The organism is Aromatoleum buckelii, from assembly GCF_012910785.2.
Lineage (GTDB): Bacteria > Pseudomonadota > Gammaproteobacteria > Burkholderiales > Rhodocyclaceae > Aromatoleum > Aromatoleum buckelii.
Genome location: NZ_WTVH02000009.1, coordinates 159,995 through 172,782, shown reverse-complemented (window position 1 = coordinate 172,782; position 12,788 = coordinate 159,995). Strand labels below are relative to the sequence as shown.

Genomic DNA, 12,788 nt, shown 5'->3' with positions numbered 1-12,788 from the left:
GGGGCCGTCAGCCGGCCCCGTTCGTCGTGTGGTCCGCGCGCAGCGGATCGAGTCGATGAATCAGATTTTCGGCAACGTCACGCCCGTCTGGCCGAGATATTTGCCGCCGCGATCCTTGTACGATGTTTCGCACACCTCGTCGGCCTCGAAGAAAAGCATCTGTGCGATGCCCTCGTTTGCGTAAATCTTCGCCGGCAGCGGCGTGGTGTTCGAAAATTCGAGCGTCACGTGACCTTCCCACTCGGGTTCGAGCGGTGTGACGTTCACGATGATGCCGCACCGCGCGTAGGTCGACTTGCCCAGGCACACCGTCAGGACATTGCGCGGGATGCGAAAATACTCGACCGTGCGCGCGAGGGCGAACGAGTTCGGCGGAATGATGCACACGTCGCCGACGAAATCGACGAAATTCCGCGCATCGAAATCCTTCGGGTCGACGATCGTCGAGTTGATGTTGGTGAAGATCTTGAATTCATTCGCGCAGCGCACATCATAGCCGTAGCTCGAAGTGCCGTACGAGACGATTTTCCCCGTGCCGTTGTGGCGGACCAACTCGGGCGCGAAGGGCGCGATCATCCCCTGCTGTTCCGCCATGCGGCGAATCCATTTGTCGGACTTGATGGACATCGGGTGGTGTTTCCTCCGGCCCGGCCCGGCACTCGCCGGACGCGAAAAATCGGCTAGTTTAGGCTAAGCGCTGTCGGACCGGAAGCGGGAAAAATCGATTCCGCGACTGGTCCGCTTTCAGGTGCTCTTGATGACGATGCTCGGGAACTTGTGCGTCATGTCCTTCGCCTTGACCGCCACGCGTGCCGCAACCTTGCGCGCGATGGCCTTGTAGAGTTCCGCGATGCGGCCGTCGGGATCGGACACGACGGTCGGCGCCCCGCCATCGGTTTCCTGACGGATCTGCAGATCGAGCGGCAGCGCGCCGAGGAAAGGCACGTTGTAGTCGGCGCACAGGCGCTCGCCTCCGCGAGTGCCGAAGATCGCTTCTTCGTGGCCGCAACTCGAACAGATGTGGATGCTCATGTTTTCAACGACGCCAATGATCGGCACCCCCACTTTCTCGAACATCTTGAGTCCCTTGCGCGCATCGAGCAAAGCGATGTCCTGGGGTGTCGTGACGATCACGGCGCCGGTCAGCGGCACGCTCTGCGACAGCGTGAGTTGGATGTCGCCGGTGCCTGGGGGCATGTCGATGACGAGGTAGTCCAGATCTTTCCAGTTGGTTTCCTTCAGCAACTGGTTGAGCGCCTGCGTCGCCATCGGGCCACGCCACACCATGGGCGTCTCGACATCGACGAGGAAGCCGATGGACATCACCTGCAGGCCATGCGCCTGCAGTGGCTCCATCGTCTTGCCATCGAGCGACTCCGGACGCTGCTCGCCGATGCCGAGCATATGCGGCTGCGACGGACCATAGATATCCGCATCGAGCAGACCGACGGTCGCGCCTTCTGCCACCAGGGCAAGGGCGAGGTTCACGGCAGTCGTGCTCTTGCCAACCCCCCCTTTCCCGGAAGCGACGGCGATGATGTTCTTCACACCCGGCAGCAGCTTCACGCCCTGCTGCACCGCGTGTGCGACGACCTTGCTGTGCACGTCGATCGTCACCCGCCCTGCGCCGGGAATCGTGGCGATCGCGGCGGCGAGCATTTCGCGGATCGATTCATGCTGTGTCTTCGCCGGGTAGCCGAGTTCGAGTTCGACGCGGACGTCGCTGCCGCTGATGCTGACGTTCCTGACGCAGCGCGTGGAAACGAAATCCTTGCCCGTGTTCGGATCGACAACGCCCTTGAGCGCTTCGGTGACAGATTCCTGGGTGAGACTCATGATGGCATATCCTCGGCGATCGGCAGCCCGCGATTCGGGCCTCAAGAAGGTAAATCATACCTAAGCCTGCGTGCCCGCTCACCCTCTTGTTCATCAGGGTCATTCTGCCAGCGTCCCCCACGCGGTAAAATGCGCCCCCTGGCGGACTGATTTTCCCGAACTGACTCCCCGCACTGATTCCCTTCACCACCCCGGATTACCCACGGCATGAACCGATTTTCGCTATTCGTCCTAATCAGCGTGAGCGCGCTGCTGTCGGCGTGCGCCACGACGACTGTGACACCTCCTCCCGGCGCCGCGCTCCCTGTGCAGCGCGCCGTGCCCGTCGCGAAGAATACGGGCTTCGACTGGCCCGCCGAGCGCAACCGCATCGTCAAACGCTTGAGCGGCTCCAGCGAGATCGCAACCCGGGTACTCGGCGATGGCACCCTGCAACTGCTGCTCCCGGGCGCCGAAGCCTTTTCCCGTGGGGGCAGCGAGCCCCAGCCGGTACTGACGCCGAGCCTGGACCGCGTCGCATCGGCCCTGGCTTCGTCCCCCGAGGTCGAAATCCGGGTGTTCGGTCACACCGACAGCCTGGACAGTGAATTGCACAATCTGCAGCTTTCGATCCAGCGGGCCGAGACCGTCGCGGAGCACCTGCGTCGCCGCGGCATCCCGCTTGCCCGTCTTCATGCCGACGGCAAGGGCGAGGCCGAGCCGATCGCCGACAACGCGACCGAGGCGGGACGCGCGAAGAACCGTCGCGTCGAGATCGTCCTGCGTCCGTTCGAATAGATCGGCAGACGACGGTTTCCCGCGGCGTCGCAGGACAACGGCGGCGCCTTTGCTACACTCTTTCTTTTTCCATTTCCGCCCATCATGCCGCGCAAGATACTGGTCACCAACGCCCTGCCCTACGCCAACGGCGACATTCACCTCGGCCATCTGGTCGGGTACATCCAGGGCGACATCTGGGTGCGCTACCAGCGCATGCGCGGCAATACGGTGCATTACGTCTGCGCAGACGACACGCACGGCACGCCGGTCATGCTGCGCGCAGAGAAGGAAGGCATCACGCCCGAAGCGCTGATCGGGCGCGTGCATGGCGAACATCTGCGCGACTTCACCGACTTCGGCGTCGCCTTCGACAACTACCACAGCACTCACAGCGCCGAAAACCGGGCCTACGCGGAAGACGTCTATACGAAGCTCCAAGCCGCCGAGTTGATCGATACCCGCGCGATCGAGCAGTTCTACGACCCGGTCAAGGAGATGTTCCTGCCGGACCGCTTCATCAAGGGCGAATGCCCGAAGTGCGGCGCGGCCGACCAGTACGGCGACAACTGCGAAGTATGCGGCGCCGCGTACGCACCGACCGAACTCAAGAACCCGCACTCTGCGGTGTCGGGCGCGAAGCCCGTGCTGAAGACGTCGGAGCATTATTTTTTCCGCCTGTCCGACCCGCGCGCCGTGGCGTTCTTGCGCGAATGGACGCGCGGCACGAACGCTGCCGGCACTCGCCGCCTGCAGGCGGAAGCGGCAAACAAGATGAAGGAGTGGCTCGGCGACGAAAGCGTCGGTGACGGCGGCAATACGCTGTCGGACTGGGACATTTCGCGCGACGCCCCGTATTTCGGTTTCGAGATTCCCGGCGCACCCGGAAAATATTTCTATGTCTGGCTCGACGCCCCGATCGGCTACCTCGCGAGCTTCCGCAACCTTGCGGAGCGACGTGGCGACATCGCCGTCGACGAGTTCACCGACGCCGTCCGCGCGGAAACGGCCGGCACCGAGATGGTGCACTTCATCGGCAAGGACATCCTCTACTTCCACGCCCTCTTCTGGCCGGCGATGCTCCGGTTCGCCGGCTACCGCACGCCCACGCAGTTGTGCGTCAATGGCTTCCTGACTGTCGACGGCGCGAAGATGAGCAAGAGCCGCGGCACGTTCATCACGGCGCGCTCCTACGTCTCGCAGGGCCTCAATCCGGAATGGCTGCGTTATTACTTCGCGACCAAGTCGAACGGCACGATGGAAGACGTCGATCTGAGCCTCGACGACATGGTCGCAAAAGTGAATTCGGACCTCGTCGGCAAGTACGTCAACATCGCCAGCCGCTGCGCGGGCTTCATCGCCAAGCGCTTCGATGGCAGGCTGGGGGCGCACGATCCGCAGGCGACCGCCGATTTCGAAGCTGCCTTTGCAGCGGGGACGATCGCGCACGCTTACGAAGAACGCGACTACGGCCGCGCGCTGCGCGAGATCATGCGGCTCGCCGATCTCGCGAACCAGTACGTCAACGACCACAAGCCGTGGGAACTGGCGAAGCAGGAAGGTCAGGAGGCGCGTCTTCACGTCGTGTGCAGCACGGCACTGACGCATTTCCGCGACCTTACGCTGTATCTCAAGCCGGTCCTGCCCGCTCTCGCCGAAAAAGTCGAAGCGTTCCTCGCGATCGACCCGCTCGTCTGGCCGCAAACCTGGCAGCCGCTGCCCACGGCGCACGCGATCAACCCCTATGCGCACCTGATGACACGCGTCGAGCGCAAGCAGATCGACGCGCTGCTCGACGCGAACCGCGAATCGCTCGCGCCAGCCGCCCCCGCCGCAAAAGTCGCGTCGTCGCAGCAGCGCCACGCGGAAAAGCAGCAGCACGAAGCCCAGTCCGCCGAAACGGCGATGCCGCACATCTCGATCGACGATTTCACGAAAGTGGATCTGCGCATCGCCCGCATCGTCGGTGCCGAACACGTCGAAGGCGCCGACAAGCTGATCCGCCTGCAACTCGACATCGGCGAGACCGAAAATGGCCAGACGAAGCTGCGCCAGGTGTTTGCCGGCATCAAATCGGCGTACGACCCGGCGACGCTCGTCGGACGGCTCACGGTGATGGTCGTCAACCTCGCGCCGCGCAAGATGAAGTTCGGCGTCAGCGAGGGCATGGTGCTCGCCGCCTCCGACGCGGACGACAAGGGCGCCGGGATCTACATCCTGACACCGGACTCGGGCGCCGCCTCCGGTATGCGGGTGAAATGATCAGAGCATAGAACCGACATGCCCCTGACTCCCTCCAAACGCTGGTTCGTGCAGCATCGAACCGGCCCCGGGCCGCTGCAGCGCTGCAGCACCCGGGGTAGGCAACACAGCGAGGAATTCAGGAGGCTTCATGATCAGGTTTCGCCCGAAACTGCTTGACACCCTGCCCGGCTACGGCCGGGCTACATTCATCAACGATTTTTCCGCGGGGATCACCGTCGGCGTGCTTGCGCTGCCGCTGGCGATGGCGTTCGCAATCGCCAGCGGCATGAGTCCGGCCGCCGGCGTGTGGACGGCAATCGTCGCCGGCTTCCTGATCTCCGCCCTCGGCGGCTCGAAAGTGCAGATCGGCGGCCCGACTGGCGCCTTCATCCCGATCGTCTACGCGATCGTCGCCGATTTCGGCGTGCAGAACCTGCTGATCGCGACGATGATGTCGGGCGTGATGCTGCTCGGCATGGGGGCCTTCAGGCTCGGCAGCATGATCCGCTTCATCCCGGTGTCAGTGGTCATCGGATTCACGAACGGCATCGCCGTGGTGATCTTCATTTCGCAGATCAAGGACTTCCTCGGACTCGACATCGAGAACATGCCGGGCGAGTTCTTCGGCAAGATGGAAACCTTGCTGGCGGCGATGCATACGGTCGATCTCCCGACTGTAGCCACCTCGATCGCGTCGCTCGCGGTCCTGATCGCATGGAACCGTGCGGCGAGGCAGATAGCATGGATGCGCCGCCTGCCCGGACCGCTCGCAGTGCTGCTGATCGCCACGGCGGTCAATGCGCTGATCCACTTGCCGATCGACACCATCGGCAGCCGGTTCGGCGGCATTCCCCAGGAGTTGCCCGACATCGGCCTCCCGGCGCTGTCGCTCGGCACGCTCGGCAAGCTGATCGCGCCAGCCCTGACGATCGCGCTGCTCGGGGCGATCGAATCGCTGCTCTCGGCACGCGTCGCCGACAACCTGATCGAGGACCGTCACGACCCTAACCAGGAACTCATCGCGCAGGGCGTCGCGAACGTCGTCGCGCCGCTGTTCGGCGGCTTCGCGGCCACCGGCGCGATTGCCCGCACTGCGACTAATGTGCGCTCGGGCGGACATACCCCGGTCGCCGGGATGGTCCACGCGCTGGTGCTGCTCGCTGTCGTGCTCGCGCTGGCGCCGCTCGCGAGCCACATCCCGCTCGCCACGCTGTCGGCGATCGTCGTCGTGGTGTCGATCAACATGGGCGAATGGCACGCATTCGCATGGAAGGAGCTGGCACGCTATTCGAACCAGTACCGCACGATCCTGCTCGGCACGTTCTTCGTCACGGTGGTGTTCGACCTCACGCTCGCCGTGGAACTCGGAATGTTGCTCGCGAGTCTGTTTTTCATTTACCGGATGTCGGACCTCACCCGCATCGAACGCGTCCCGCTCGAAGACCATTACGGCGTCGAAGCCCTGTCGCGCAGCGATGGCACCCCGCGGATCATTGCTTATCGGGTATTCGGCAGCCTGTTCTTCGGCGCGGCGAACAAGCTCGAGAACCTGCTGCTGATGCAGGAAGGCCATCCGGACGCCGTGATCCTCGATCTCGAAAAGGTCATCAACATCGACACCACCGGCCTCGACGCGCTCCAGACCCTGCACCGCACGCTGCAAAAGCGCGGCGCGCAGCTGATCCTGTGCGACCTGAACGACCAGCCCGCGTCGCTCGTGTTCCGCTCCGGATTCCAGGCCAGCCTCGGCGACGACAACATCGCGGTGAACATGACCGAAGCCCTGATCCGCGCCCAGCGCCTGCACGGGCAAGAACCGGAACTGTCGTATGCCTGACGCAATCGTTTCACGCCATCTGATGATCCGCGGCCGCGTGCAGGGAGTGTATTACCGGGCGAGCGCGCAGGCTGAAGGCGTTCGCTTGGGGCTTGCGGGATGGGTGCGCAACCGGCTGGACGGCTCAGTCGAAGCGCTGGTCGCCGGTCCCGAGACAGCGGTCGAACATTTCATCGCCTGGGCACGGCAGGGCCCACCTGCCGCCCGCGTCCAGGATCTCGTCGTCACCGCGGCCGAGCGGCCGGAGCCCGGGAGGTTTTCGGTCCGTCCCACGGCATAGCGACGCGACCGATTCGCACGACGGACTCGCTGCGGCCGAAGGTGCGACAGGAATATTTGCCAGACGTGAAACTCGACAACCAAAACAGCCAGCTCACTCATCGCGGCCGGTGCAGAACGCAGGATATCGATAGAAAACAGCTATCAACATACCATTGCAATTGCAATTTGACGCACCGGGCAGGGTGGCCCAAGATGCATACACCCCGTTCAAACCAAAGAGGAGAGATCAATCATGGCAGTCCTCGTAGGCAAGCAGGCCCCCGATTTCACCGCGACCGCAGTGCTCGGCGACAATCAGATCCAGGACATCACCTTCTCGCAATTCACGAAGAACAAGTACGCCGTCCTGTTCTTCTACCCGCTCGACTTCACTTTCGTCTGCCCGTCCGAGCTGATCGCGTTCGATCACCGTCTGGAGGAATTCAAGAAGCGCGGCGTCGAAGTGCTGGGCGTGTCGATCGACAGCCAGTTCACGCACCTCGCGTGGAAGAACACGCCGGTCAACAGCGGCGGTATCGGGCAGGTGCAGTATCCGATGGTGGCCGACATCAGGCACGAGATCTGCCGCGCGTACGACGTCGAATCCGAAGGCGGCGTCGCGTTCCGCGGCTCTTTCCTGATCGACAAGGCCGGCGTCGTGCGCCACCAGGTCGTCAATGACTTGCCGCTGGGCCGCAACATCGACGAGATGCTGCGCATGGTCGACGCGCTGCAATTCACCGAAGAGCACGGCGAAGTCTGCCCCGCGGGCTGGAACAAGGGCAAGGCCGGCATGAAGGCCGACCCCAGCGGCGTCGCGGACTACCTCGCACACCACGCCGAATCGCTCTGAACCGGCTGGCCGGATGGAAACGGCCGCGTCCCCGAAAGGGCCGCGGCCGTTTTTGCTTCCGGGGTGACGAAGCTCAGTTCGGATAGAGCACTTCGACCGCGTCCGTTGCCAGCCACTGGCGCAGGCCGTCGAGCAGTGCGTCGTCGAGGCGCACGCGCCAGCCCTCGCCGAAAGGCAGGTCCGCTTCGGCGACCTCGTTGCGGTAACGCAGCCGGACCGGGCAGCCTCCTTCGCGGAACGGCGCCAGCAGGCTTTGCAGACGGTCGGCCGCGGCGCTCGCGCCCCCCGCCGCCTTCACTTCCCCGTTGACCGTCAGCTGCAGCGCACGGGCAAACCGGGAGCGCGCTTCGCCGAGCGTCATGAGCTTGTCGGCGACGATGCGCAGCCCGCCGGTAAAGTCGTCGTTGCTCACCTTGCCTTCGACCACCAGCACTTCGTCGGTGACGATCTTGCTGCGCTGCGAATCGAACAGTTCCGAGAACACCGACACTTCGCGTACATAGCTGCCGTCATCGAGCACGACGAAAGCCATCTTGCCGCGGCCGGTCATCTTCGTGCGCACGTCCATGACGACGCCGGCAAGCATCAGCAGATCCCGCGAAGGCTCGAGTTCGGCGAGCGGCCGGCGGACGAAGCGGCGCACCTCTTTGCGGAAACTGTTGAACGGATGGCCGGAGAGGAAGAAGCCGATCGCGAGCTTCTCTTCCTTGAGCCGCTCGCGTTCGGTCCACGGGCGCGCGCGGACGTACTCCGGCGCTGCCCCGGCCGCTTCCGGGATCAAGTCGAAAAGCCCCCCTTGCAACGCGTTCGCCGCTGCCTGCTCGGCCGCTTCCATCGCGAGACTCACGGTCGCGAGCAGGCGCGCGCGGTCGGCGCTGCCGCTCGGTTCGATGAGGTCGAACGCGCCGGCGCGGATCAGCGCTTCGATGACCCGCCGATTGACCGCGCGCCGATCGACCCGGGCGCAGAAATCGAACAGGTCGCGGAACGGTCCGCCGGCCTCCCGCGCCGCGAGGATCGCGCGAACCGCAGGCTCCCCGGCTCCTTTCACCGCGCCGAGGCCGTAACGGATCGTGTTGCGGTCGGTCGGCACGAAGCGAAAGTCGGAAGCGTTGACGTCCGGCGGGAGGATCGTCACGCCGTTCGCGACGGCGTCCTCGAAGAAGATCCTGATCGTGTCGGTGTTGTCGAGATCGGCCGACATCGTCGCGGCCATGAACGCCGCGCAGTGGTGCGCCTTCAGCCACGCAGTGTGGTACGTGACGACCGCGTAGGCCGCGGTGTGCGACTTGTTGAAGCCGTACTCCGCGAACTTCGTCATCAGGTCGAAGAGCTGCTCGGCAAGCGCCGGGTCGTAGCCTTTCTGCTTCGCGCCGGCGGCGATCGTCTCGCGGTGCAGCGCCATTTCCTCGGCTTTCTTCTTGCCCATCGCGCGCCGCAGCATGTCGGCGCCGCCAAGCGTGTAGCCGCCGATGATCTGCGAGATCTGCATCACCTGTTCCTGATACACGATCACGCCGTACGTCGGCTCGAGGCAGGGCTTGAGGTCCGGGTGGAAGTAGTCGATCTCCTGCTGGCCTTTCTTGCGGAGGATGAAGTCGTCGACCATCCCCGAGCCCAGCGGCCCCGGGCGGTACAGCGCGAGCACTGCGATGATGTCCTCGAAGCGGTCCGGGGCGAGCTTTTTCAGCAGCTTCTTCATGCCCTCCGATTCCACCTGGAAGATCGCGGTGGTGTTCGCGTCCTTGAGGATCTGGTACGCGGCTGGATCGGTGAAAGGCAGCGCCGCGAGGTCGGGCTTCTCGCCGGTGAGGCGCTCGACGTACTCGACGGCGAGCTCGATGATCGTGAGGTTGCGCAGGCCGAGGAAGTCGAACTTCACCAGGCCGACCGCCTCGACGTCGTCCTTGTCGAACTGCGACACCGGCGTCGCGTCGTCCCCGTCGGCGATGTAGAGGGGGCAGAAGTCCGTAAGCCTGCCGGGTGCGATCAGCACGCCGCCGGCGTGCATGCCGACGTTGCGGGAGAGGCCTTCGAGCGGTTCGGCGAGACTCCACAGCTCCTGTACCGACTCGCCGTCGTTGCCGTCCTTCATCATCTCGCCGATCTGCGACTCCATGTCGTAGGCTTTGGCGAGCGAGACGGGCTTGGCGCCTTCGATCGGAATCAGCTTGGACAGGCGATCGCACAGCCCGTACGGCAGATCGAGCACGCGACCGACGTCGCGCACGACCGCTTTCGACGCCATCGTGCCGAAGGTCGCGATCTGGCTGACCGCTTCCTTGCCGTAGCGGCTGCGCACGTACTCGATGACGCGGTAGCGGTTGTCCTGGCAGAAGTCGATGTCGAAGTCGGGCATCGACACCCGTTCCGGGTTCAGGAAGCGCTCGAACAGCAGCGCGTACGCGAGCGGGTCGAGGTCGGTGATGCGCAGGCTGTACGCGACCAGCGAACCGGCGCCGGAACCGCGGCCCGGGCCGACCGGCACGCCGTTTTCCTTTGCCCAGTTGATGAAGTCCGCGACGATCAGGAAGTAGCCGGGAAACCCCATCTGGATGATCGTATCGGTCTCGAACTTGAGCCGCGCCTCGTAAGTCGGGCGCTGGCGCTCCCGCTCGGCTTCCGCCGGGTAGAGCTCCGCGAGGCGCACTTCGAGGCCGGATTTCGCTTCGGCGACGAGGAAGTCGTCGAGCGTCATGCCTTCGGGCGTCGGAAACTGCGGCAGGAAGTTCTTGCCGAGCTGCACCGTCAGCGAACACCGCCGGGCGATCTCGACCGAATTTTCGAGCGCCTCCGGGAGGTCGGCGAACAGCGCGCACATCTCGTCCTGGCTCTTGAAATACTGCTCCTCGGTGAAGTCGCGCGGCCGGCGCTTGTCGGCGAGGACAAAGCCCTGCGCGATGCACACACGCGCCTCGTGCGCCTTGAAGTCCTCGCGCTTGAGGAACTGCACCGGGTGCGTCGCGACGACCGGCAACCCGAGCTTGCCCGCAAGCTGCACGGCCTGGCGGATATAGGCTTCGGTGCCGGGATGGCCGGCGCGCTGCAGCTCGATGTAGAACGCGTCGGGAAACAGCTGCGCCCACTCGGCTGCGAGCCGCTCGGCGACATCGGGATTGCCGTTCACCAGTGCCTGGCCGATGTCCCCGCCCATCGCGCCCGACAGGCAGAGCAGATCCGATGCAGCGCCGTCGGCGAACCATTGCCGGCGCATCTCGGCGCGGCTACGGTACTTGTTGTCGAGATAGGCGCGCGTCAGCAGTTCGCACAACTGCCCGTAACCCTTGCGATTCCGGCAGATCAGCAGGGCGCGGAAAGGCTTGTCGCGCTCCGCGTCGTTGGTGATCCAGACATCGACGCCAACGACCGGCTTCATGCCTTTGCCGCGAGCGCCTTTGTAGAACTTGACCATGCCGAAGAGGTTGGCCAGGTCGGAAATGCCGAGAGCCGGCATGGCATCGGCGGCGGCGCGGGCGATCACCTGATCGATCTGGACGATGCCGTCGGAGATCGAATATTCGGAGTGCAGCCGCAGATGGATGAAACAGGGTTCGTGGGGGGCAGTCATGGGCGGAATTTTACCCGATGCCCTGCCACCTCACTCGATCGCTCAACGCTGCCGCGCGGCCTCGCGAGCCCGTGCCAGCGATTCCTTGCGTGCGTTGTCGGCCTCGAGAATCGCCTGCTGCTGCCCGGGCGGCAACGGAGCGCCGAGTTCCACTTCGAGGGCGGAGATGAGTCGCGAAGCCGTTGACGTGATGCGCCGCTCGTCGGGCATCGCCCGGCGCACCTGGGCCGGGCTGGCGCCGGTGATGCGCACGACCTCGCTGATGAAGTGGTCCTCGATGCGCCGGCTGCTCGCGGCGAGAAACGCCGTCGCTGCCGGGCTCATCGCGCTCTGGCCCGCCGGTTGCGCCAGCGCCTGCGGCACGAGTGGCGCAGCCGGAAAAACCAGGATCAGGAACAGCGTCAGCCGGCCTAGAGTCGATGCACCTTCGCGGCGCACGCTCATGGCAGCAGGATCGAAGAACCGGTGGTGCGGCGGGCCTCGAGTTCGCGGTGCGCCTGCGCGGCGTCCTTCAGCGCAAAACGCTGGTTGACCTCGATCCGCACCTTGCCCGAGACGACAACTTCGAAGAGATCGGCGGCCATCGCGAGCAGGTCCGCCCGCCTGGCCGAATAAGTGAACAGAGTCGGGCGCGTGATGAACAGCGACCCCATTTTCGCGAGCAGGCCGAGATCGAACGGCGGTACCGGCCCCGAAGCGGCCCCGAACAGCACCATCATGCCGAGCGGCCGCAGGCAGCCCAGCGACTCCATGAAAGTATCCTTGCCGATCGAGTCGTAGACCACCGGCAATCCTTCGCCGCCGGTGATCTCCCTGACCCGCTCGGCGAAATTCTCGCGCGTGTAGACGATCGGATGGTCGCACCCGTGCGCGCGGGCGAGTGCAGCTTTCTCATCCGAACCGACGGTGCCGATGACTGTCGCGCCGAGCGCCTTCGCCGACTGGCACACGATCAGGCCGACTCCGCCCGCGGCGGCGTGGATGAGGATCGTGTCACCCGGCTGAACACGGTAGGTGCGACGCAGCAGATACTGCGCAGTCAGCCCCTGCAGCATCATTGCCGCGCCCTGCTCGAACGAGACCGGGTCGGGAAGCTTCACGAGGCGGTCGGCGGGCACGTTGCGCAGTTCCGCATACGCCCCGAGAGGCCCTCCGGCGTAGGCCACCCGATCGCCCGGCGCGAGATCGTCCACCCCCTCGCCGACCGCCTCGACGACCCCGGCAGCTTCGAGACCGATGCCGGATGGCAACGGTGCCGGATACAGGCCGGTGCGATGATAAGTGTCGATGTAGTTGAGCCCTACGGCATGCTGTCGCACGCGCGCCTCGCCCTGCGCAGGCGACGGAACATCGACGGTCTCCCATTGCAGGACCTCGGGGCCGCCGGTTCGATGGAAGCGAATCGCATGGGGCATGCTGGTCTCCTGGTGGGT

The 12,788-nt window shown here is 64.8% G+C and carries 10 protein-coding genes; 5 read left to right on the top strand and 5 right to left on the bottom strand.

The window, feature by feature from the left end; all coding sequences use genetic code 11:
* Positions 1–60: 60 nt before the first annotated feature.
* Both dcd and apbC read right to left on the bottom strand, forming a co-directional pair.
* Positions 61–627, bottom strand: coding sequence for a dCTP deaminase (dcd, locus tag GO608_RS06900; RefSeq protein ID WP_011238314.1), 567 nt, complete (start codon positions 625–627; stop codon positions 61–63).
* Positions 628–744: 117 nt separating this feature from the next.
* Complete coding sequence (gene apbC / locus GO608_RS06895; protein WP_169198999.1) at positions 745–1,836, bottom strand: iron-sulfur cluster carrier protein ApbC; 1,092 nt, start codon at positions 1,834–1,836, stop codon at positions 745–747.
* 240 nt (positions 1,837–2,076) lie between these two features.
* Here apbC and GO608_RS06890 point away from each other — a divergent pair, with 240 nt between their 5' ends.
* The 5 genes from GO608_RS06890 to GO608_RS06870 all read left to right on the top strand — a co-directional run bounded on the left by GO608_RS06890 (position 2,077) and on the right by GO608_RS06870 (position 7,787).
* Positions 2,077–2,613 carry an OmpA family protein gene (locus tag GO608_RS06890; protein ID WP_247002915.1) on the top strand — a complete coding sequence of 179 codons (537 nt, stop codon included), beginning with the start codon at positions 2,077–2,079 and terminating at the stop codon, positions 2,611–2,613.
* 84 nt (positions 2,614–2,697) lie between these two features.
* Positions 2,698–4,854: a methionine--tRNA ligase gene (gene metG, locus GO608_RS06885; RefSeq protein ID WP_169199001.1), complete on the top strand. Its 2,157-nt coding sequence runs from the start codon at positions 2,698–2,700 to the stop codon at positions 4,852–4,854.
* 130 nt (positions 4,855–4,984) lie between these two features.
* Complete coding sequence (locus tag GO608_RS06880; RefSeq protein WP_169199002.1) at positions 4,985–6,673, top strand: SulP family inorganic anion transporter; 1,689 nt, start codon at positions 4,985–4,987, stop codon at positions 6,671–6,673.
* Entirely contained in the window at positions 6,666–6,953 is a 288-nt protein-coding gene (locus GO608_RS06875; RefSeq protein WP_169199003.1) for an acylphosphatase, read from the top strand. The genes GO608_RS06880 and GO608_RS06875 overlap by 8 nt, the downstream gene beginning before the upstream one ends.
* Positions 6,954–7,187: 234 nt before the next feature.
* Positions 7,188–7,787 (top strand): peroxiredoxin, encoded by a 600-nt coding sequence (locus tag GO608_RS06870; RefSeq protein WP_169199004.1) that lies wholly within the window; start codon positions 7,188–7,190, stop codon positions 7,785–7,787.
* Positions 7,788–7,860: 73 nt separating this feature from the next.
* Here the strand turns inward: GO608_RS06870 and dnaE are convergent, their stop codons facing one another.
* Genes dnaE through GO608_RS06855 form a run of 3 tightly spaced genes read right to left on the bottom strand, consistent with a single transcriptional unit; the run spans position 7,861 to position 12,770 of the window.
* Positions 7,861–11,355, bottom strand: a complete 3,495-nt coding sequence (gene dnaE / locus GO608_RS06865; RefSeq protein ID WP_169199005.1) for a DNA polymerase III subunit alpha — start codon at positions 11,353–11,355, stop codon at positions 7,861–7,863.
* Positions 11,356–11,397: 42 nt separating this feature from the next.
* The gene (locus GO608_RS06860; RefSeq protein WP_169199006.1) at positions 11,398–11,799 is read right to left on the bottom strand and encodes a hypothetical protein; all 402 of its coding nucleotides are present in this window, start codon (positions 11,797–11,799) and stop codon (positions 11,398–11,400) included.
* Entirely contained in the window at positions 11,796–12,770 is a 975-nt protein-coding gene (locus GO608_RS06855) for a quinone oxidoreductase family protein (RefSeq protein WP_169199007.1), read from the bottom strand. The genes GO608_RS06860 and GO608_RS06855 overlap by 4 nt, the downstream gene beginning before the upstream one ends.
* Between the last annotated feature and the right edge of the window lie 18 nt (positions 12,771–12,788).

What these genes read in the sequence shown, in the direction of transcription:
- dcd (WP_011238314.1), bottom strand. Translation starts at nt 627, where the DNA reads ATGTCCATCAAGTCCGACAAATGGATTCGCCGCATGGCGGAACAGCAG.
- apbC (WP_169198999.1), bottom strand. Translation starts at nt 1,836, where the DNA reads ATGAGTCTCACCCAGGAATCTGTCACCGAAGCGCTCAAGGGCGTTGTC.
- metG (WP_169199001.1), top strand. Translation starts at nt 2,698, where the DNA reads ATGCCGCGCAAGATACTGGTCACCAACGCCCTGCCCTACGCCAACGGC.
- GO608_RS06880 (WP_169199002.1), top strand. Translation starts at nt 4,985, where the DNA reads ATGATCAGGTTTCGCCCGAAACTGCTTGACACCCTGCCCGGCTACGGC.
- GO608_RS06875 (WP_169199003.1), top strand. Translation starts at nt 6,666, where the DNA reads ATGCCTGACGCAATCGTTTCACGCCATCTGATGATCCGCGGCCGCGTG.
- GO608_RS06870 (WP_169199004.1), top strand. Translation starts at nt 7,188, where the DNA reads ATGGCAGTCCTCGTAGGCAAGCAGGCCCCCGATTTCACCGCGACCGCA.
- dnaE (WP_169199005.1), bottom strand. Translation starts at nt 11,355, where the DNA reads ATGACTGCCCCCCACGAACCCTGTTTCATCCATCTGCGGCTGCACTCC.
- GO608_RS06860 (WP_169199006.1), bottom strand. Translation starts at nt 11,799, where the DNA reads ATGAGCGTGCGCCGCGAAGGTGCATCGACTCTAGGCCGGCTGACGCTG.
- GO608_RS06855 (WP_169199007.1), bottom strand. Translation starts at nt 12,770, where the DNA reads ATGCCCCATGCGATTCGCTTCCATCGAACCGGCGGCCCCGAGGTCCTG.